Origin of the sequence: Paraburkholderia sp. Cpub6 (genome assembly GCF_014201065.1) — a bacterium.
Lineage (GTDB): Bacteria > Pseudomonadota > Gammaproteobacteria > Burkholderiales > Burkholderiaceae > Paraburkholderia > Paraburkholderia tuberum.
This window is the reverse complement of record NZ_JACHDM010000024.1, coordinates 20956-41309: the sequence shown is the minus strand read 5'-3', so window position 1 is coordinate 41309 and position 20354 is coordinate 20956. Positions and strand designations below refer to the sequence as shown.

Sequence of the window (20354 nt, the reverse complement as noted above, 5' to 3'; positions counted from 1 at the left end):
CGCGCCGTGGCCGTACATTGGCCAGGCCGCAACATCTCACGATGACCAGATCTTTCTCCCACGCGAACGTGCGTCGTATGCCAGATCGGGCTAACCGGATTCGCCTGCGCCAAGCATTTGTGAAATCTGGCGAGCTGCTGCTTTGAGCGCATCGATAGTCGCGGGCTCAGAACGGGCGGGCAAATAGTGAATGGAGCCTACGATGGCAATCGCACCGAAAAGCGAGCCGTCCTCGTACAAGAGTCGAGCCGCAAGTGCATTGACGCCTACGAATACTTCCTCGGGGGCTTCGGCCCACCCGCGCTCTCGAACGAGGTCGACCTCGTAGCGCAGTCGCGCGGGATCAACGATCGTGTGAGGGGTACAGGCGACTAGAGGTTGCTTTAGAAAATTCTCCAGTCTAGCCGGCGAGCCAAACGCGAGCGCCACCTTTCCCTGTGCAACCGAATGAAACAGAAAGCGAGTGCCAGGGTTAAGCAGTATCTCTAGCGGGCTACGCCCACGTACGAGATCAAGCACGACAACGTCGTTCTCAGTGAACGTCGTGATCACAATGGTCTGCCCGACCTTGTCACGTAGTTCCTCCATAACGGGGCGTGCAAGGGTGACGACGTCAAATTGCTTGACGACCCGTTGGCCGAGCAGAAACAGCCGCCATCCGATCCTGTAGCGACTCGTGCGCGCATTCTGGGCTACATAGCCCTGCTGCCGCAGGGCTGTCAGGTGTCTGTGAATACGGACCTTCGGGACACCGATAGCCTCCGCCAAGCTCGTTATGCCGCATTCTTCATTGCGCTCCGCCAACGCTTCCAGAATGCGAAGAGAAATGACGGAGATGGATGAGGACGCTGTGTCGTCACTCGAGCCGGTCAAGTCAGCCTGACCGGTCTGGCTCTCGGTAGTGTCTATTGTGCTGGTCACCGCAGATGCCTGCCTGGATGTTGAACTGGACATAAATTATCTTGCCTGAAACCGGGCCCGGCACACACGGCTTTGCGACTAGTCGAGCTGCACGAATCGCTCGCCAAAAACATGGTATCGCTGCAGCAGACACACCTATCGAATACGCCGCATTCAGGCCACTTCCACTCCCGCGGCTATCCGCTGCAACATTGCGATATCGCGAATGCGAAGGCGCCGTCCGATACGGACGATGACGCCTTTGCTTTCGAGAGATTTCAAAACCCGCGATACGGTCTCGCGACTCACTTTGGCCAGTGCCGCCACAGTTTTCTGGTCCGGTATTTCCACGGCCGGCCACTCATCCGCCTTGTTTTCGCGGATGGAAGTCGCGATGAGGGCCGAAATTCTCGCGCTGGCGCGAGACAGCCGTCCGACGGTGTAATGCTGCGCCATCTGCAATAGGTCCGCCGACATCAGTTCGTTGACGGACCGGGCAATGGTAGGTGAGTCCAACAGCGAAGTCGCTTGCGCGCGGCTTAGCGTGACAACCGTACTCGGGGTGATGGCGGCGACGCTCCATGGCAAAGAGGTGCGCTGGATGATGGTCTCCACGCCGAAAGTTGGTCCGGCGATGTACGTGCGTATCGGAATTTCACGTCCGTCTTCCGACGACACAAACGAATGCAATTCGCCTTCGAGCAACATAAACACAGGGGAGTTCATGTCGCCGGCGAACGCCACATATTCCCCGTGCCTGAAGTTGTTGACGCGGATTAATCCGGCGGCGGACTTTATCTCTTCGTCAGTAGAGGCTGAAAACAGAGCCTGATCTCTTAGTAGATGATTGATTGTTTTTTCTTTCATCATTGTATCCGTGATTCGGAACGTTTTTATTCTTCCCCGCTGCTGCCTCTCATCGCCAGCGCCGTTTCTTTTGCATCCGCAGCGACGTTCCGCCAGCCTCAAGAAACGTGCGCAGAAGGCTAATGACCATGGTTCGACCATAGAAGAATCCCTGCCCGAAATCGGCTCCTGACTGGCTTACCACCGTGTGATGGCCCGCGCTTTCCACTCCTTCCGCAACGACGGTCGCGCCGAACAGGCGAGACGCATCGACTACCGCTGTCAGGCACCGCCTGCGTTCATCCGTTTCAAGAGCCAGTACCTGGCGGTCGATCTTCACGAGCTCGAAGGCATACACCTTGATCAGGTCTGGATCCACGAGGGACGCACCCACGCCCGAGAGTGCAAAGCGCACCTTTTTTGCTCTTAAAGCCGCAAGTGCATTGAGGACATTCGCCGTCGGCCTTGCGCATTGACTCTCCGGCATATGCAGGACCAGCCGGGAAAGGATCCGTTTGCCAGCCCTGCGCACATCCGACACAAACGTTGCGCTCTGCACATGTGAGCTGGAGACATTAACGCCGATGTACAGCGGACTGTCGGCCATCAGCGGTCCAAGTTCGCGGGCCGCCGTTGAAAGCACGAACCGGGTAAGCGGGCCAATTAGCGCCGTGTGCTCGAGACGGCCCATGTAATGCGCTGGCCCCAGCGACCCGTGCTCCGGGTTGTTCCAGCGGATCAGCGCCTCGACGCCCACGCACCTGCCGTCGCGGAGGCTGACCACCGGCTGGTATTCCAGACGGAATTCACCCTTCCTTAATCCCGACCGGGCAGCGCGAACGAGCCGGGCGTCGGGGCCGAATCGGCGTTTGAAGTAAATCCATGCCAGCGCACTCAGGCCCAGCAGCATCAGCCATGACGCCAGCCAGAGGCCCAGCCATGAAGGCAGGCGGGGGTTGATCGGTGTCCTTGCAGGCTTGCGCGGCCGGGCAACCGGCTCGCGCGCCGAGCCGTCCGCGTCATCGATCCTCTCAGGCCGTGCGGGCGATGCAGTCGCTGCGAGACGATCGCACACACCATCCTGAGCGCAGCCGGTCGGCAGAAGTGGAGTTACTGATGGATCTGCTAACCCCAGCATCCGAAAAGTAATGACCGGGAAGGAGGCTGGAGCGGGGGTGCCACTGTCGCTGCCGGACTCCGCGCCGGTCAGGCCTTCGGCTGCCGCGCCCGTGGTTGTCGACGGGGCGCGACCTGTCACACGCGCTACCGGCTGCGAGACGGAAGCTGCGCGCCAAACGTTCCTTGTGTTGAGCAATGAGATGCAATGCAGCTGCCGCCCGCCTGTTGGCTCGATGAGAGTCGCATCCACCCCACCCAGCGTTGCAGGTATCAGCAGGAACGAAGGAGGGGTGCACTCCGTACCAAACAGAACGGGCGCGGCGGGTTCCGCGGAAACTGGTTCGGCCGCTGGCGACGCTGGCGCAGCGATCGCGCTTGGCGCCCGAGTGCTCGCAAACTCCTGCGTCGGCGCGGCCCGGGCGAACGGCACCGATAACACCAGAATCAATGTCGTCGTGCATATTCGCTTGTTACGCGGTAACCAGAATGCGTCAATGGTCGCCGTTTTCAAACGGTGATCTTGCATGGAAATGCAGTAGGACGGGCGATCTGTGGGTGCCTGTAATCGTCGCGAAAAATAATCCCTAAGGCGCGAACCCGCAGTCCCGGATACAAAGAATGATGACAATTGTTAGCTAATAGCTATGGACACTACGGCGTCGCTCGCGAGTGCGTATTCCGGTGAACGTGACTACTGATCGCGCGCAACGTAATCATTGCGCCGGGGGTACGCGGTTCAGAACGCGTGGGCGCCGCTATAGTACGATTTGTTCCTCCTTTGATCACGGTATTCGAGCCGTTACTGCGTAACGATTCGGATACCAAAGTACGAGTCCAATTACGGCGTGTTGAGGTAAAGCGTCGCGATCACACAGTCGTCCTCGATCTTGATGTGGCCTTCGATCAACTCCACTTTCGTTACCCGGCAACGGCGCGCAAGTCGCCCGCGGCCGAGGAAGGCGCCGTGCCAATTTGCGTGGACAATCGACGAGAGTTTGGACGTTTGGACTACTTTGTACCCTGTATCGAGTAATCAATTACCACACCTGCAAAAGTTGCTGGAATGACCTGCAGGTGCGTTTCGATCATCATGACTTCTTTGGTGTCCGCGTCACAAAGGTACGCCAAGGCAATTCGAATGCACGACTGACCCAGTCGAAGCAGGTGGTCGATGCGATCCGCGCGATACCTGAATTTGCGGCACATGCGAGGTTTGCGACCGGGCACGGAGACCATATTAATGAGCGTGTGCACGCGCCGATATTGTCGTGAGCACGCTCCACCAATCGTGGTCCGAAGCGCGAAGACTGTAAGCGCCCGGGGAAGGCACGGCAGGTAGCGCTGGCGTGAGCGGGGTCTATATCGCGGCTACGTCAGGTTTCCAACGATGAGGCAGCAACTGGTTGATGTCGGCAGCGCGATGTGTTGGAAGGCGCGTGAGCACGTCCTTCAGATAGGCGAGCGGTTCGTGCCCGTTCAGTTGCGCCGAGCGGAGCAGGCTCATGATGGCAGCGGCGCGTTTGCCGGCGCGAAGTGAGCCTGCGAATAACCAGTTTTTCCTGCCGGTCGCCCACGGACGGATCTGGTTCTCAACCCAGTTATTGCACATTGGCACGTGCCCATCATCGAGATAGCGCGTGAGCGCCTCCCACCGATTGAGGTTGTAGTCGAGTGCTTTCGCGATTCCTGAACCCTCTGGAACCAGGCGCCGCTGCGCACTCATCCACCCGTGCAGGGCATCCATGACTGGTCGCGACCGGGCCTGCCGCAGCACACGCCGCGCATCGGGATCAAGCACTGCTGCTTCACGTTCGATTTCGTACAGCGTGCCGAAGTATTTCAGCGCTTGCCCGGCGATCTCGCTCTGATGGTTGGCATGCAGCTCGAAGAACGCGCGCCGCGCGTGCGCGGCACAGCCCATTTCCGTGACGCCCTGGGTAAAACTTTTCTTGTAGCCGCTAAAGTCGTCGCACACCAGCTTGCCCTGCCAGTCGCCCAGGAATGCGCGCGCATGCTCACCAGCACGGCTGTCGGCAAAGTCGTATATCACCGCCTTGAGTGAGCAGTACTGGGTCGTGGCGTACGCCCAGAGATACGCACGGTGCGTCTTGCCCTTGCCGGGGCTGAGCATCTGCACAGGCGTTTCATCAGCATGCAGCACAAGCTCACGCAGCAGGTGTTCGCGCAGGGCATCAACCAGCGGCTGCAGTCGCACGCCGCACACACCCACCCAGTCGCCCAACGTCGACTGTGGGATCGCCAGACCCGCGCGCGCGCAGATGCGCTCAAGCCGGTAAAGCGGCAGATGATCGGAGAACTTCGACACCAGCACCCATGCCAGCAGCGAGGCCGTGGGAATGCCCTTGTCGATGATGTGCGCGGGCACGGGCGCCTGCGTCAGCGTCTCGCATTGACGGCACACCCACTTGCCGCGGATATGTCGCTCGACGGTGAACACGCCCGGCGTGTAGTCAAGCTTCTCGTTGATGTCTTCGCCTATGCGCTCAAGCTCGCAGCCGCAGTGACACGTCGTGGCATCCGGATCGTGATGAATGTCGGTTCGTGGCAGATGCGCAGGCAACGGCGCGCGTCGGGGACGTTGCTGTCGTGATGTGCGCTCGGGCGTGTCTGGCTGAAGCTGATCGAGCTCGGCTTCGATCGCGGCCAGATCCGTCTCGATCGCCTCGTCGAGCAGGCTCATCTGTTCCGTATTGAGCTGCTCGCTGCGCTTACCAAACTGTTGCCGCTTGATGACCGAGAGCTCATGCGTGAGCTGGTCGATGCGGGTTTGCCGATACTGCAGCTCCCGTTCCTTCTCACCGACTTCGCGTTCCCTGTCCGCGAGCTGGGCGGCCAGCCCCGCGGCCAGTGTGCGAAGCTGGTCGGCGCTGAGCGTGGAGAGGTCGACAGGCAGGTCCATGACACCGAGTCTGCCAGACACATCACACATCAGGAAGCGAAACTGTTTACGTGCGCGTCGACATCACACCACGGTAATGGCGTGATCGCTTGCCAGTGTGCGCCACGGCAGTCCCGCGACCAGCGCCCGCAACTGTTCCTCATTGAGCGGCAGTGAAACGGACCGCTCGCCGTTGCTCCAGATGAATCGCCCGCGATTCAGGCGCCGCGTGGCCAGCCAGATTCCCAGACCATCGTAGACCAGCACCTTCATTCGCGTCGAATGCCGGTTGGCAAACAGATAGGCATGGTGGGGGCGCGCCGCGCCGAACACCTTTACTACGCGCGCGAGCAGCGTATCGGCGCCCGCACGCATGTCCACGGGCTCGGTGGCCAGCCAGATCGCGTCGATGCGGATCATCGCAACCATCCCTGTAACCACGCCGTGCAATCGTCGGCCGCCGACAACGGCCAGTAGAGCGTCACCGTGGTCGCGCCGCGACGGACCTCGATGCGAATCTCGCCCGGTTTGGCCGCCGGCGGCGCTTCGAGTTGCAGCGGCACGAATGCCGCCGCCAGCGGTTGCTGCGCTTCGTCTGGCTCAGACATGTCGGCCGCGCGCTGCCGGGCTGCCACCACCCATCGGCGCAGCAGGTTCGCGTTCAGCCGGTAATGCAGCGCCACCGCTGCGATCGAGACGTGCGGTTGCATCGCCGCCCGTACCACCATCTCCTTGAATTCCCGGCTGTGTTTGCGACGCTCTATTGCCGGCACCACTTCATCATCAACCCGGTCGTTGTCCGCCATCGTGTACACGTCTCCATCACGTTTTTGATGGACACGATGCTCCTATGCGCAGACCACACACTTCAACGTGACTTCACCGGACCCTTACCGAAGACTTCGGGGCTAGTCGGGTGCGCAGTTCTCGCTTGAGCTACATCCGGACAAGACGAGGCTGCTGGAGTTCGGCCGCTATGCAGCGGCTAACCGCCAGAGTCGGGGTCTTGGCCGACCAGAGACCTTCACCTTTCTGGGTTTCATCTATATCTGCGGCACGTCTCGTCGCGGGGCTTTCCAGTTACAGCGGAAGACCCGAGGGGATCGCATGCGGGCGAGACTCAGGCAGATCAAGGAGGCACTACGGAAGCGCATGCACGAACCGATTCCAGTGCAAGGGCAATGGCTCAGGCAGGTGGTTCGCGGATACTTCGCGTATCACGCGGTGCCTACCAACTCGCGGGCACTCGTCGCATTCCGTCATCACGTCACCGATTTATGGCGGCGCACGCTCCGGCGGCGCAGTCAGAAGGACGCCATGACGTGGGAGCGAATGAGACGAATCGCCAATGCCTGGCTTCCGCCCCCTCGAATCCTTCATCCCTGGCCTGATCGACGCTTCGCCGTCAAACACCCGAGGTAGGAGCCCGGTGCCCGAATCGGGCACGCCGGGATCTGTGCGGGGGGTGCTCAGTAATGGGCATCCCTACCGCAATCCTCGGCCGAATCGAGCCGGACTATCGGACATCGTCTGGCCGACCAAGTGCAGACTTTTACAAATCACATTCTACTCGCCAAGCGCCCGACGGTAACTTGCCGACCCTCGAATGGCGAGCCCGCAGGTATCACGGGTGCAATCGACCGAGAGTTTGCAATGTGCAAGCGACAACCTTTCAGTGTCCTCACCTTGACGTCGTCGTCATAACACTTCGCTGTTTCCAGCAAAGCTTGTCTTCTTTAACGTGTCGCAAGGCACAGACTGGTCTTTGCAAACCGCCTTAGCTTGAAAACTTTCGACGGGCGGTCGCAATGTCGTCCGTAAGTCCGTATTTCGCGACCTTCTGATACAGCGTGCTCTTCGCAATTCCAAGTTGAACAGCCGCCGCGGTGAGATCTCCGCGATACTTCTGTATCGCGAGCCTTATTGACTCGGCTTCCACCGCGTCAAGTGAACGCACCTCCCGGGGTACTGCCTCGGAGGCTCCGGCATTTGGCGAATCTTGCGCACCTGCAGAAACCGAAGGCGTGTGGATTTCGGCTGGTAGGTCGCGGATCCTGATAACGCCGTCGCATGCCATCAGCACAGCGCCTTCAATCGCATTGCGCAATTCGCGCACGTTGCCGGGCCACGCGTAGTTCATCAAACACTCGAATGCCGTGTCATCGATTACGACGTTGCCCACGCCAAAGCGGTCTCGGGAGACGCTTAGCCAGTGTTCGAGCAGGTCGGGCAAGTCTGTCTTGCGTTCGCGTAGTGGGGGGATCTCGATGTTGGTTACGGCCAGCCGATAGTAAAGATCAGCGCGGAAGCTTCCATCAGCAATTTCCGCTCGCAAGTCGCGATGAGTTGCGGCGATCAAACGGAAATTGACCTTACGGGCGGTGTTTTCTCCCAGTCGAAGGACCTCGCCTTCTTCCAACACCCGTAGCAAATGCGGTTGGATATCGAGGGGCATTTCTCCGATTTCGTCGAGGAACAATGTGCCGCCGTCCGCTGCCTCGATTTTTCCGGCCATGCCTGATCTGCGTGCGCCCGTAAATGCGCCTTCTGCGTAACCAAAAAGCTCGCTAGTCAACAGGTCTCGGGACAAGCTGCCGCAATTCAGTGCCACGAAGGGACCATGTGCCCTCGTGCTGGCCTCATGGATGCCTCGCGCAAACAGTTCCTTGCCCACGCCTGTCTCTCCGAGGAGCAGAACCGGAACAGTAGCTCTGGCGAGCTGCTGCGCTTTCTGGATCGTCACACACAGAGCCGGGCTCGAGCCGATAAGGCGGCAGAACGCCGGCGCAGGCGTTGATGCGGCGGTGGGTGTCAAGTCGGAAAGCAGGACGGAGCGGTCCGCGACGGCCGGGGCAATCAGCATGAAACCAAGTATCTCGCTGCCTTCCGAGACCGTTTCGATTCGAGCGAGGCGCAACCACGACGCTCCTTGCGGCGACGGCGAGCCCGCGGCGATTCTCCCGATCTCTGGGATGGGAAAAGCGCTTTCCAGGGCGCCCGATATACCGAGCCGAGCAAATGCGACCTGCGCCGGCGGATTCGCCCTTACGAGGCGCCCGCGATCGTCCACGACAATCACGCCTTCCGCGCGCCCGGAGCAATAGGCCCAGCAACGCGCCATCAGCCGCAGTCGTCGTTCCATGGTGAACTTGCCGAGGCTACCCTCGATACGCCCGGCCATTGAGACAATGAACGCCAAACTATGCCGATCATAGGTTCGAGCAAGCCCCGAGACATCCAGAACGCCGAGTATCGTACCGTCGAACGGATCGTGGATTACTGTAGCTGAGCACGTCCAGCGTTTGATCCCCGCACAGAAATGCTCGGAGCCATGAATCTGCACTGGCCGCCGCACCGCTAAGGCAGTGCCGATCGCGTTGGTCCCGGCACTTATTTCGCTCCAAGTGCAACCCGGGACCAAGTGAATCTCGCCCGCTGGTTGGAGGAGGCGCGTGTCTCCAGCATTCTCGAGAATCAGCCCATGCGGATCCGTGAGCAAGAGGATGGTCCCCGTCTGTGAAAGAAACTCGTTTGTCTGATCGATAAGCGGTACGCTGGCGCGCATCAGTTGGTCGTTCCTGGCGCGCAAGTCAAAGAGCTGTCCTTCTTCGAGCGGTGGCGGCGCGCGCATCGTCTCGGGATCCACGCGACCATCCAGGCATCGATGCCACGAGGCGTCAATGATCGCGCGTACAGCGCTGGCGGGTGGCCTGCTTCCTTCAATCATGCGTTCCCACGCCGACATGATGTTTGCATCCTGATCCGGGTGCGAAAACCAATCGGCTGATGTGCTCGCCCTTCTCATTACGCCTCCTGTCGGGTGTCCTTCCCCGATCGTTTGAATTCTATGCCTCTAGCGTACGAAAATCGAACGCTGGCGGGATGCACGACTATGAACTTGGAAGTCGTTGGGCAATAGTTTCAATGAAATCAAAAAGATGCGCGGAGCTTGTTCGTCTTGGCACGGCCGATGCATGTGGAGGGGTTGTACCGCAGCTCGAGCGGGGGCGAACATCAGACGAGACAATTCAGGAGTGACCTCTACAAAGTGGGAATCATGCCGGTCGCGCCGCGGCGTCTCCCTAGACCGCAGAAAGCAGGAGGATATTGTGACATTGCAAACATCTGAGCTTACGACCAACGATAATGCCCCGCCCATAGTTTTCGTGGTCGACGATAATTATTCAGTGCGCGAAGCGATATCAGAGTTGCTCAATTCTGTTGGCATTGTGGTCAAGAAGTTTCCCTCTGCCCAAGATATATTAGAGGAGCTTGACGATTGCAATAATGACGGATTCGCGGACGCAAACTGTTTTATTCTTAATGTTCGTATGCCTGGAATGGCGGCTTGCACTTCAACGTCGACTGCGTAGTGGGCATTTTAACGTGCCGATAATTTTTACTTCTGCTTACGGCGACATCCGGACGACGGTTGACGCGATGTAGGCCGGTGCGTTGAATTTTTTGGGCAAACCTTTCCGCAGTCAGGAAATGCTAGATTCCGTTAAGGCTGCGATCGAATATGACCATCGTCGTCGAGAGATTGACCGTAGACGAAAGGCCTCCTTGTCCGGTATTTATCTTTGACACGCGGGGAGAGAAACATATTAGCCCTTGTGGCGCAGGGCTTAATGAATAAGCAGATCGCTTCGGAACTGTATCTCAGCGAAATAACAATCAAGGCAAATCGATCGAATTTGGTGCAAAGAAATGAAAGCAAAGTCGGTCGCAAAGCTGGTTAGAATGGAGGCGCATCTGAATCACTCGGCCTCAAGTCGTGGAAATTACGCGATGGCACGTGACGGACATCTAATTATTTAGTCCAACCTGAACAATTCAGAGAACCTTGTGCGGCGGAGCTTTGAGGCCGAAATGGTGTTGTGAGATTTGCAGGAACCTGGCACATTAACGTGAGAATCCTGCATTTTTCGACGAGGTGCGGATGGGTCCGAAGACGCCTGTGACGGAGGGAGATTTCTTCCGCCAACCGCTGCGCGAACAGATCAACCTGAAGCATCCGTTGATACGTTTGGCCGACCTCATCAACTGGGAGCGACTTGGCGCATCAATGAGCGAAAGCTTTGTATCGCGCAAGGGGCGACCAGCGACGTCTCCCAGGCTGATCGCTGGGCTGCTGTATTTGCAGCCATGCGTTCGACCTGTCCGACGAAGAGGTCGTCTGGCAATGGGTGGAGAACCCGTATTGGCAGGTGTTCACCGGCGAGACCTATCTGCAGACCGAACCTCCGATCGACCCGTCGAGCCTGACGCGCTGGCGCAAGCGACTGGGCGAATCCGGCGTTGAAGAGTTGCTGGCCGAGACAATCGAAGCTGCAAAACGCGCTCGCGTGATCAAGGCCTCGAGCGTCAAGCGCGTGATTGTTGATACGACCGTCATGGAGAAGGCGATCGCCCACCCAACCGATTCGCGATTGCTCGAACGGTGTCGCGACCATCTGGTGAAGGCCGCGGCACGGCACGGTCTGAAACTGAGGCAGAACTACAACCGCGAGGCGCCGCATCTAGCGCTGCAGATTGGCCGCTACGCTCACGCGAAACAGTACAAACGCATGAGGAAAGCATTGCGCACGCTGCGTTCGCGCGTTGGGCGGGTAATGCGCGATGTGGAGCGGCAGGTCGCCCAGGCGGGCGACCCAGGCTGCGCTGAATTAACGGAACTGATCGCCCGCACGAGGCGCATCCTGACGCAGAAGCCGAAGGACAAGAACAAGCTTTATGCACTGCATGCACCGGAAGTCGAGTGCCTGGCCAAGGGCAAGGCGCGCAAGCCGTACGAATTCGGGGTGAAAGTGTCGATCACGACGACCCACAAGGAAGGACTGGTGGTTGGCATGCGCTCGATGCCAGGCAATCCGTACGACGGGCACACGCTGGCTGAAGCGCTAGAGCAGGCGGCGATCCTGTGCGACGCCACGCCGGAGGTCGCCATCGTCGACCGTGGCTACAAGGGTGTCGCCGTCGATGGCGTGAAGATCTACCATCCGGGCTTGCGTCGGGGCATCACACGCGGGCTACGCGCGATGATCAGACGGCGCAGCGCAATCGAGCCAGCCATCGGTCACATGAAGACAGACGGAAAACTCGATCGCAACTGGCTCAAGGGCGCGCTCGGCGATGCGATGCACGCGGTGCTGTGCGGCGCAGGCCACAATCTTCGGATGATCCTCAGAAAGCTGCGGCTTCTTTGCGCCTTTATTCTGGCTGCCTTGCTCAACCGTCGCATTGCTGGGCTCCAATCGCCGTAACCCCGGTGGTTGGAAAAACGAATTGTTCAGGACGGACTATTTAACAATTCGACGCCGCTAAATTAAAACCAATCTGGATATTTCTTACCCTGGTACGATGCATCCTCCGAGTAGAGAGATTTCACAGAGATGAGGCTGGATGATCTGCGACGCCGTGCTATGCCAGTTGCTTTGTTACGCTTTTTGCCGCGTTAAATGCATTCTCGCGAACTCTGAGCACGGAACAAGCCTCCCGCGGCGGCGAACGGTGTCTATTCAATAATCCGCGCGCGCATGTCACCCGAGGCCTGTTGCAGTGAGAGAGGCATCTCCGAGCGGTGCCGACAAGCAACGTGATCGGAGAGCGCCGAGCACACCGGCCTGTCGCACTTCTCCAGAGCGGACTAATCGGCTTCAAGGGTCATAACGCGCCGACGTACTCGCCGCGCGTCGGGTAATCATGTTCGATCAGGAAGTCGAGAGCGTGCAGCAGCTCCTCGAAATTGGGGCGCAAGAGAGGTATCGACTGGACGGAAAGATAGTGGATCGTCCGATCGGCACGCACCAGAAACAGACCAGACTCGAAGAAAATTTCAAGCTCTTCGATTCCGATGGATGACTTACTACGAGATGTCGAGATAAAGAGTCCCCATTTCCGAGCTACTGTTAACGGAAGTTCGTAGCCGATGCGCAAGTTGTTAGCAGCGATCTTTTTCTGCATCCCTCTCGCGCGAGCTTTGCTATCAGAACTGATGGCAATCGTCGTGACCCCTCGTTCAGCGAATTCCGGCGTCAGGCGTTCCAACTCCTGTAGATACGTCGCGCAAACCCCGCAATGAAGGCCTCGATAAAAATAGATCAGCGTCATTCGCCCCGGCCTCTTTGAGGCTAGATCGAACGAAGCGTGGTTCACGGTATCAACGACAAGTGCGGGTGCCGTTCGACGGGGGGCAAGCATGGCGCAACTCCTTTCCTACAAATGATCCTCGCCCGTTGACGCAAAGGCTCGAACGTCGAAGCCAAGGCGACTGACGCCTCCTGGCACTCTCTGGGCGGGCGACCAGGCAAGTGCCGAGCCCCCAAATACGCTCGCGGAATTCGGGAAGCGACTTAAGGTGCCACATTGTCGGGACGGACAACTGGGCAACATCAAGCGTCCGAGCGAACGATCAAATCCGCGCTCCCATCGGAAAAGACAACTCGCATCGACAGAACAATTATCTCCCAATGCAGGTGGCAGGCCCGTGCTGACCCGCAGACGTGGTTACCGCATAACAGAGGGGAAAAAGCCGCGGTCGTCTAACGGTGTCAGCGGTGGGCCGCTAATGGGCGTTGCAAGAATATCGACGTAACGTTTCTGCCGCCGCGAGACCTATGTCTGTAACTACGCTAGCCCGATCGTGCGAGGAAACGCGGACGGAGTCAATCGTCTTGCCGGCCGCCGCAGGCACAGTACCGACGGCACCGAGCGCCGATTGTTGATTGCCGCTCCCAAGCCACAATGCTTGCGTTGCGGCGCTCACAGGCCTTGTTTCGCTGGGTGCTATCGCGACGAACGTAGTCGGACCAGTTCAGGCGAGGCGCATCGCGACGTTCGTCACATTCATCGCCGCAGCGGGCATGCCTTAACATTATCCCTTTTGCTAAGCGTTCGGTAGTTGCGCGACCACATTGCGCAATGCGGTCCGCAGCCCTTCCTCAACGACGGGGTGATAGAACGGCATTGTCAGCATCACATCTACCGTGAGCTTCATCTGCAGCGCCCATGCAAGCAGATGCGCAATATGCTCTGCGTCGGGCCCGATCCACTCGGCGCCCACAAAGCGGCGCGTCACCTTGTCGGCATATACGTGCATCAGTCCGCGATTGCGCAGCATCACGCGGCTGCGGCCTTGGTCTTCGAAGCTCACTTCACCTGTCAGGAACGACCCCGCCGCCAAGTCCGAGTGGCGGGCACCGACCATCGCAATTCCTGGTTCGGTGAACACCACGGAGATCGGCGCGCGACGTTCCAGTGGCTTCACATCAGGAAAGCGCGCTGCGTTCTCGCCGGCCGAACGGCCTTCGTCTGCGGCTTCGTGCAAGAGCGGCAGCACGTCGTTCGCATCGCCCGCGATGAACACGGGATGTGTGCCCGCCTGCAGCGTCAGCGGATCGAACACAGGTACACCGCGCGCATCGAGTTCGAGCGTCGTGTTGTGCAGCGCGAGCCTGTCCATGTTCGGACGGCGGCCGGCCGTGACCAGCACATAGTCGAATGTGTCTTCGTGCAAGTCACCGGCACTGTCGCGGTATCGCAGATGCACGCTGTCGTCTTCAAGCGTCGCCGCTTCGACTTGCGCATGTGGCTCGAAGTGGAATACGTCGTTGATCACCTTGCGCCCGTAGGCCTTGATCGCAGGGTCGCTTAACGGACCGACGCGACCGCGGGCGCCCAGCATCGTCACCTCGACGCCGAGCCATGCAAGCGCCTGACCGAGTTCCAGCCCGATCACGCCCGCGCCGACCACGGCGACCTTGCGCGGCAGGTCGTCCCACGCGAACACGTCGTCGTTAACGATCGCGCGTTCGCCGAGCGCCTGATACATCACGGGCACGTACGGAGACGAACCCGTGGCGATCACTACGCGCTCGGCATAGACGCGCGTATGGTCGCCAACTTGCAGCACGTTGTCGTCGATGAACTGAGCATAGCCGATTAGCCGTTCTTCGTCGGGAATGATTTCCGTGGATTCGACGACGAAGCCAACGAAACGGTCCCGTTCGCGCTTGACGCGCGCCATCACTTCACGGCCGTCGATACGCACGGCGCCGTCGACATGCACGCCGAACGGCGCCGTGCTGCGCGCCGCATGCGCCGCTTCGGCGGCGGCGATCAGCAGCTTCGACGGCATACAGCCGACGCGCGCACAGGTCGTCCCATATGCGCCACCCTCGATCAGCACGACACTCGCGCCCGCCGCCTTCGCTGCGCGGAATGCAGGCAAGCCTGCGCTGCCTGCGCCAATTACGGCAACATCGATATGAAGCGTCATCAAGTTGGATCTCGCTCTGACGGTCGGGTTGCGGACTCAATGAGCTGCGCCGCGCGGCTCGCTGCCGTCCAGTAGAATCGGTTTGCATTGCACACTTGACACTATACGGTCTGCCGTCCAGCGTGTTAATCCTCAAACGGCTCAAAGAAATGCTTATTCGGCTCAAGTGATTGGCTAACGAGCAGGGCGCAAGAAACGCTTCCGGGCGTCAGAATAGTTACTTGGTGCTGCGCTCGCGTGACGCTGACGCAGGGCGACTGACGAGCGTGGTCATCAATGTTCTCGGGCATGTTTAAGCGCACAATTCTGTCACCATTGAAAGGCGGCCCTCCTTTCCGACTAACCGGCCATCCTCCGAAGATGATCACTTCGTCGAACTGCTTGCCTTTGGCCTTGTGCATGTTCATGACGACAACGCCCGACTCGGGTCTTGTGCCCGTTGAGAAAGTATTGTTGATTGAAGACCGCCTCACTATTTCAAGGGCGTTCTGGTATCTGCCGTTACTCCTCCAATCTTGTGACAGCGCCTGACGCAACTGCATGCCATGATCAAGAATGTGAATACTCCTTGCGTCTTCCGCCACTTCCCGCAGGCGCTTGCAGGTACCCCGCTCTAAGAAAGTCTCTGACCGCGCGCCAGTCGTCGTCAGGCTCGCCCGTCAGTTTCAACGCACAAATCTGGTCATACACTGTCAGAACGTCGACGATGATGATGTTCTTGCGAATCGTCTTGCCTGTGGCCTGGGCGACAAACAGTTCCTCATATGCCTTGCGTAAGCTGGCGGCTTCGTTGGACGCTTCTTGCGATGCCTCGTCGCCGCGTTTGCCGAGGTAATACTGCCAGGCCCACGGCTCTAATCGGCGGCGGCAATGGCTGCGATCTGAACAAAGCAAATAAGCAGCACTTGTACCGATCTGAACTTTAGGTGTTTTGTTACTCTGTAACGAGCATGGCCGATTCCAGCGACTCTATTCCACCGAAACACTGACGCGGAATTGGCACAAGTCGTTGTTGGTCACCGGGAAACATCTGATAACGTCTGAGGTAAGTCGCGTTGGGGGCGCAGACGTATTACCGATCGACTCAAGGATGTCATAAAGTCCGACGGCGAATGGGTGTCGTCGCTCGAACTGGAAGATCTTATTTTCGTGCATCCGGCTGTTGCTGAAGTCGCCGTCATCTGCGTGAAAGACGCTAAATGGGGCGAACGCCCGCTGCCGTTGATCGTGCTGAAGGCCGTTGAGAATACCAACGAGCAGTCCATTCAGAAGCACTGGAAGGAATACGCGATTTGCGGCGTCATTTCGAAGTACGCTGTACTTGGGGCCGACCCTCACGCCTGCGCAGGTCAAGCCGCCACAGCTGCCAGCACGTCCCACGAGCTCGACATGCGCACGCGAGCGGAGCTGCCGGTCCCGCTCGTCGAGCTGCGCATTGTCGACGAACAGACGCACGACGTCGCGCATGACGGCAAAACCAGCGGCGAGATCGTGGCAAGAGCACCGTGGCTCATCTACGAGTACGTCGGCGATCCCGCTGCGTCCGAAAGGTTGTGGGCTGGTGGTTATCTGCACACGAACGACATCGGGGGCATTGACAGCCACGGTTACCTGCACGAAATTCGCCCGTAATCGTCGACAAAGTAGGGTACCTCATCCGGCCGTTACGCAGTAACGAAATTCGGTCGCTGAGGGCGATATGGTGGCGGATTCAACCGGTGGATGCAATAGTTTGGTTAAAGCGCTCGGCTGGCGTTTCGTAGTTCAATGTCTTCCTCGGACGTTCATTGAGGCGTCTCGCCACAGCATTGAGTTTGGCCTGTGAATACACCGAGAGGTCGGTGCCTTTCGGGAAGTACTGCCTCAACAGTCCATTCGTGTTCTCGTTCGACCCTCGCTGCCAGGGATGTTGTGGGTCGCAGAAGTAGACGGCAATGTCAGTCGCAACAGTAAAGCGCTTGTGGCTGGCCATTTCCGTACCGCGATCCCAGGTTAGCGATTTGTAGAGTTCCTGCGGCAATTTGCAGGCATGTTTGATGAGCGCATTGGCAACCACCTCGCTGTCCTTGCTGGCAATCTTCACCAGCATGACATAGCGTGTCTGGCGTTCGACGAGCGTCGCAATCTGGCTGCTCCCGCTGCCGCAAAGCAGATCACCTTCCCAATGTCCGGGCACTGCGCGGTCCTCGACCGTGGGTGGACGTTCGCTGATCGACACTGTGTCGCGGATCCTGCCGTGGTCGCCCGTCTTCTGCGTGTAGTGGCGGGAACGCCGCATGACCCGGGTACGCCGCAAATGTTCCAGCAATTCCTTCTTCAAGGCACCACGGGCCTGGATGAAGAGACTGCGGTAGATGGTCTCGTGTGACACGTGGTAATCCTCGTTGTCCGGGTACGCGCGCTTGAGCCATCCGGCGATCTGCTCGGGCGACCACTCCAGTTGAAGTTTGTCTGCCACGATGCGTGCCAACATCCGGTGTTCGACCAGCTTACAGGGTTTGGGACGCTGCGCCCGATCCCATGCAAGCTGATCGGCGTGGCTTGCCCGATAGCCATCCGGTCCACTGTTGCGTTTGATCTCGCGGCAGATGGTAGAGGGAGCCCGCGAAAGCCGACTGGCGATTGACTGGATTGAATCGCCAGCAACAAGTGCTCTCGATATCTCCTCCCGCTCGGCTAATGTTAGCGCCAGCCGCGAGCGATGTCGCTGTGCCGGCTGGATTCCACCGGTTTCGCCGATAATCCGTTGCACGGACGAGTGGTGGCGATCGAAAAGCTGGGCGATATGCTGGAGCGACTCACCCTGCCGCCAGCGCTCCCACATCAGCGCTTTCTGCTTCTCGCTGTAGTAAATCCGGCGTCGCTGTTTCATTTGCAACACTCCCGCCGCTCATGCAGCGTTCATTGTGTTGCATCCACCGGTTGAATCCGCCGGTCCTATGCTGTCGATTCGAGCGATTAGTGTTCTAATTACTTACCGCTATTATTAACCGATGACGAAATTGATCGGCCCATCGCATATCGTCTTTCTTTCCGTCATTGATGGGCCACCGACCGGGGTGAATATGCATTGTCTATGTAGATATCTGAAGTGGCGCCGAAAATCGCAATACAACTCTGCGGAAAGTCAAGCGGCGCTCAAGCAGCGCACTTGTCGACGAGCGATTCCTCAAGGTCACAGATTTAACAAGATGGCTGTCGGCCATAGGCATTGTTTGCGCAATGTCGACGGTTCTGACTGTGCCGGTAAAATCTATTGAAGTGAGTAATACGACGTCCGGATTTTGTGGTTCTGAACATAGGATGACGGAAGTAGGAGACCTCATAAATTTCGCTCGTCTGCATGCTTCCGGGCAGGTGCCTACGCTCCGCGACCGCATCGACGGCAGAGCACTCGCCTCAATGCCCGACGCAAAAATTGCCGAGCCAATCTCCGAAGTGAGCAAGAGAGGTTATGGCACACCGGCACATCGCAAATCCTGCTTTCCGACTCAGAAGTTCGCTAGTTCGATATGAGCGTTTGATCTCCGTCCGTGACGACCGCCTTGAGATGGTCGCTGTTGTTTCATGACGAGGCGAGTTTCGACGGACCTGGCCGCGATTCGATACCGAGTTAAAGGGCTGGAGGCGAAATCCATCGTCGACGTCATGGCGGACACCATTCAGGTACCTGCGGCATTAATAATGCACTTGCGAGGGGACTCAATTGAAGTGTTAGGTTCGAGCCATACGTCTGAGAATCCATATACACCGGGTCATAGCGAATTAGTCTGGAACTCTGGCCTGTACTGCGAAAGAGTTTTTAGGACGGGAGCACCGCTGCTAGTAAATAATGCACTCCTGGACGCGGAGTGGAACGACAACCCCGACGTGAAGCTTCGCATGATTTCATATCTGGGGTTACCGATTTCGTGGCCGGGCCAAGAGCCGTTCGGCACCATCTGCGTTCTGGGACAGCCGAGAAAACGGGTATAGCGGCGTTTGCGAAAGCCTCATCTCTCAGTTCCGCGATATTGTCGAACAACATCTGGAAGTTATTTATTCTACGTTGCATTCAAAAATAGCGGCTACTGGCTTCAACGACCAACCGGTGAGCGTGGTTGAAACATGGAGATGGAACGTAGCGAGAGGCAAATTGCTTGGGTCTGAAGAATGGGCGCGGATACTCGAGATGGAGCAATTCGGTTCACCCCTTAGCTATGACGCTTTTACTGCGCTAATCCATCCGGACGATAGGCGTCATGTCGCTCTGGAATTGCAACATGCGATGTCATCCCTTGTTCCCTTCCGGATCGAAGCAAGAGTACTGTGTAAGGAAGGCAAATGCCGTGTTGTTGAAGTTGCTGACCGACCCATCGTTGGTCGAAAGAGAAGGTCTGGTTTGCTCGGGACACTTTCTGATGTTACGGAACGAGTCCACGCGGATAACAGCTTTTATGCAACTCAGGGCGGCGCTGGCGGGCGCATTGCGCTCGTCTGCAATCGGAGAATTGGCTGGCTCAGTGGTACATGAGATCAATTACCCGTTGGGCGTAGTCGCTAATTATCCGGGGACGATGCGGCGTTGGCTTGACCGGGCGGAACCCGACTTGCGGGCGGTACGCGAAGCGGCGTACGGCCTGATTGAGGCGGCGGTCAAGGCGGGTGAGATCGCCGCCAGGCTAAAAGCGATTGCTCGTACACCGTCAATCAAGATGTCGAACGTCGACCTTGATGCCGCAATTGTGGAAGTTCTCGCGTTCGTAGAGCATGACGCGCAGTTGGACGATCTTGTACTTTCTACCAAGTTTCAAGTACGTGGCACCTCGGTGTGTGCAGACAAGGCGCGAGTCCAGCAGGTCATGCTCAGTTTGGTGTTTCGCGCTACGAGGGCGATGACGCCGGTGTCTGATCGAACAAAGAAATTGTTGGTCTCGTTTAAGCGAGTCAGCGAAGATTTCGTGGGCGTTACAGTGGAAGATAACGGTGTCTCACTGAACAATGAAGACGTTGAACGAATTTTCGAACCACCTCCGACAGCGCGGACCGACGATATAGGAATGGGGCTATCCGTTTCCCGTTCAATCATAGAAGCTCAAGGCGGGCGTGTGTGAGTAGAGCCGGGCTCCGCTGAGGGAACAATCCTTTGTTTCGAATTGCGTTCTTACGCGTGCGAGGACCAATAGGCTGCGGGCGGGCTGTCCCGAGAACAGGTTGAATGCACCGGGGTCATCGCTCTCGGATGAGGTGTAGACAGCGTCGCATACCAGGCCAAGCCATTGTAACCGGGAAGTTTCCCTGACCGGATTCATGTGCCGAGATTGTCCCAGA

Annotated in this window: 16 protein-coding genes and 3 pseudogenes; 7 read left to right on the top strand and 12 right to left on the bottom strand. The window is 58.3% G+C overall.

Features of this window, described 5'->3' with window-relative positions; all coding sequences use genetic code 11:
* Positions 1–90: 90 nt before the first annotated feature.
* The 6 genes from HDG33_RS29130 to tnpA all read right to left on the bottom strand — a co-directional run bounded on the left by HDG33_RS29130 (position 91) and on the right by tnpA (position 6570).
* Positions 91–954 carry an IclR family transcriptional regulator gene (locus HDG33_RS29130; protein ID WP_184037404.1) on the bottom strand — a complete coding sequence of 288 codons (864 nt, stop codon included), beginning with the start codon at positions 952–954 and terminating at the stop codon, positions 91–93.
* Positions 955–1074: 120 nt separating this feature from the next.
* Positions 1075–1767: a Crp/Fnr family transcriptional regulator gene (locus HDG33_RS29125; protein WP_184037401.1), complete on the bottom strand. Its 693-nt coding sequence runs from the start codon at positions 1765–1767 to the stop codon at positions 1075–1077.
* Between the two features lie 49 nt (positions 1768–1816).
* Positions 1817–3391, bottom strand: a complete 1575-nt coding sequence (locus tag HDG33_RS29120; RefSeq protein ID WP_184037398.1) for an EAL domain-containing protein — start codon at positions 3389–3391, stop codon at positions 1817–1819.
* 831 nt (positions 3392–4222) lie between these two features.
* Positions 4223–5785, bottom strand: a complete 1563-nt coding sequence (gene tnpC, locus HDG33_RS29115; RefSeq protein WP_184037395.1) for an IS66 family transposase — start codon at positions 5783–5785, stop codon at positions 4223–4225.
* A 63-nt stretch (positions 5786–5848) separates the two neighbouring features.
* Positions 5849–6184: an IS66 family insertion sequence element accessory protein TnpB gene (gene tnpB / locus HDG33_RS29110; RefSeq protein WP_184037393.1), complete on the bottom strand. Its 336-nt coding sequence runs from the start codon at positions 6182–6184 to the stop codon at positions 5849–5851.
* Complete coding sequence (gene tnpA, locus HDG33_RS29105; protein WP_184037390.1) at positions 6181–6570, bottom strand: IS66-like element accessory protein TnpA; 390 nt, start codon at positions 6568–6570, stop codon at positions 6181–6183. Before tnpA ends, tnpB begins: the two co-directional genes overlap by 4 nt.
* Before the next feature lie 115 nt (positions 6571–6685).
* Between tnpA and HDG33_RS37645 the strand changes: the two are divergent.
* Positions 6686–7186: pseudogene (locus HDG33_RS37645) on the top strand (group II intron reverse transcriptase/maturase); the annotation flags it as partial.
* 355 nt (positions 7187–7541) lie between these two features.
* On the opposite strand, the gene HDG33_RS29100 reads toward HDG33_RS37645, so the two are convergent.
* Positions 7542–9569, bottom strand: a complete 2028-nt coding sequence (locus tag HDG33_RS29100) for a sigma-54-dependent Fis family transcriptional regulator (RefSeq protein ID WP_260330616.1) — start codon at positions 9567–9569, stop codon at positions 7542–7544.
* Between the two features lie 778 nt (positions 9570–10347).
* On the opposite strand from HDG33_RS29100, the gene HDG33_RS38430 reads away from it, so the two are divergent.
* Both HDG33_RS38430 and HDG33_RS29090 read left to right on the top strand, forming a co-directional pair.
* Entirely contained in the window at positions 10348–10506 is a 159-nt protein-coding gene (locus HDG33_RS38430) for a LuxR C-terminal-related transcriptional regulator (protein ID WP_221311573.1), read from the top strand.
* A 200-nt stretch (positions 10507–10706) separates the two neighbouring features.
* Positions 10707–12030: pseudogene (locus HDG33_RS29090) on the top strand (IS5 family transposase).
* Positions 12031–12430: 400 nt separating this feature from the next.
* On the opposite strand, the gene HDG33_RS29085 reads toward HDG33_RS29090, so the two are convergent.
* The 4 genes from HDG33_RS29085 to HDG33_RS29070 form a co-directional block, all read right to left on the bottom strand.
* Positions 12431–12967 carry a peroxiredoxin-like family protein gene (locus HDG33_RS29085; protein WP_184037387.1) on the bottom strand — a complete coding sequence of 179 codons (537 nt, stop codon included), beginning with the start codon at positions 12965–12967 and terminating at the stop codon, positions 12431–12433.
* Positions 12968–13652: 685 nt separating this feature from the next.
* Positions 13653–15047, bottom strand: coding sequence for a dihydrolipoyl dehydrogenase (locus tag HDG33_RS29080; RefSeq protein ID WP_184037384.1), 1395 nt, complete (start codon positions 15045–15047; stop codon positions 13653–13655).
* A gap of 122 nt (positions 15048–15169) precedes the next feature.
* Complete coding sequence (locus HDG33_RS29075) at positions 15170–15451, bottom strand: hypothetical protein (RefSeq protein WP_184037381.1); 282 nt, start codon at positions 15449–15451, stop codon at positions 15170–15172.
* A gap of 142 nt (positions 15452–15593) precedes the next feature.
* Positions 15594–15938: a hypothetical protein gene (locus tag HDG33_RS29070; RefSeq protein ID WP_184037376.1), complete on the bottom strand. Its 345-nt coding sequence runs from the start codon at positions 15936–15938 to the stop codon at positions 15594–15596.
* A 165-nt stretch (positions 15939–16103) separates the two neighbouring features.
* Here HDG33_RS29070 and HDG33_RS38425 point away from each other — a divergent pair.
* Positions 16104–16364, top strand: a pseudogene (locus HDG33_RS38425) (AMP-binding enzyme); the annotation flags it as partial.
* A gap of 391 nt (positions 16365–16755) precedes the next feature.
* Here the strand turns inward: HDG33_RS38425 and HDG33_RS29055 are convergent.
* The gene (locus HDG33_RS29055) at positions 16756–17916 is read right to left on the bottom strand and encodes an IS30 family transposase (RefSeq protein WP_184037373.1); all 1161 of its coding nucleotides are present in this window, start codon (positions 17914–17916) and stop codon (positions 16756–16758) included.
* A 695-nt stretch (positions 17917–18611) separates the two neighbouring features.
* Between HDG33_RS29055 and HDG33_RS38420 the strand changes: the two genes are divergently transcribed.
* The 3 genes from HDG33_RS38420 (at position 18612) to HDG33_RS29045 (ending at position 20137) form a co-directional block, all read left to right on the top strand.
* On the top strand, positions 18612–19019 hold the full coding sequence (locus HDG33_RS38420) for a GAF domain-containing protein (RefSeq protein WP_409259087.1): 408 nt from the start codon (positions 18612–18614) through the stop codon (positions 19017–19019).
* 196 nt (positions 19020–19215) lie between these two features.
* The gene (locus HDG33_RS38415; RefSeq protein ID WP_184037370.1) at positions 19216–19557 is read left to right on the top strand and encodes a PAS domain S-box protein; all 342 of its coding nucleotides are present in this window, start codon (positions 19216–19218) and stop codon (positions 19555–19557) included.
* Positions 19445–20137, top strand: a complete 693-nt coding sequence (locus HDG33_RS29045) for a sensor histidine kinase (RefSeq protein ID WP_409259086.1) — start codon at positions 19445–19447, stop codon at positions 20135–20137. Before HDG33_RS38415 ends, HDG33_RS29045 begins: the two co-directional genes overlap by 113 nt.
* Positions 20138–20354 lie beyond the last annotated feature (217 nt).

Coding starts and splice junctions, on each gene's coding strand:
- HDG33_RS29130 (WP_184037404.1), bottom strand. CDS start 954: ATGTCCAGTTCAACATCCAGGCAGGCATCTGCGGTGACCAGCACAATA.
- HDG33_RS29125 (WP_184037401.1), bottom strand. CDS start 1,767: ATGAAAGAAAAAACAATCAATCATCTACTAAGAGATCAGGCTCTGTTT.
- HDG33_RS29120 (WP_184037398.1), bottom strand. CDS start 3,391: ATGCAAGATCACCGTTTGAAAACGGCGACCATTGACGCATTCTGGTTA.
- tnpC (WP_184037395.1), bottom strand. CDS start 5,785: ATGGACCTGCCTGTCGACCTCTCCACGCTCAGCGCCGACCAGCTTCGC.
- tnpB (WP_184037393.1), bottom strand. CDS start 6,184: ATGATCCGCATCGACGCGATCTGGCTGGCCACCGAGCCCGTGGACATG.
- tnpA (WP_184037390.1), bottom strand. CDS start 6,570: ATGGCGGACAACGACCGGGTTGATGATGAAGTGGTGCCGGCAATAGAG.
- HDG33_RS29100 (WP_260330616.1), bottom strand. CDS start 9,569: ATGAGAAGGGCGAGCACATCAGCCGATTGGTTTTCGCACCCGGATCAG.
- HDG33_RS29085 (WP_184037387.1), bottom strand. CDS start 12,967: ATGCTTGCCCCCCGTCGAACGGCACCCGCACTTGTCGTTGATACCGTG.
- HDG33_RS29075 (WP_184037381.1), bottom strand. CDS start 15,451: ATGAACATGCACAAGGCCAAAGGCAAGCAGTTCGACGAAGTGATCATC.
- HDG33_RS29055 (WP_184037373.1), bottom strand. CDS start 17,916: ATGAAACAGCGACGCCGGATTTACTACAGCGAGAAGCAGAAAGCGCTG.
- HDG33_RS38420 (WP_409259087.1), top strand. CDS start 18,612: ATGACGAGGCGAGTTTCGACGGACCTGGCCGCGATTCGATACCGAGTT.
- HDG33_RS38415 (WP_184037370.1), top strand. CDS start 19,216: ATGGAGCAATTCGGTTCACCCCTTAGCTATGACGCTTTTACTGCGCTA.
- HDG33_RS29045 (WP_409259086.1), top strand. CDS start 19,445: ATGTTACGGAACGAGTCCACGCGGATAACAGCTTTTATGCAACTCAGG.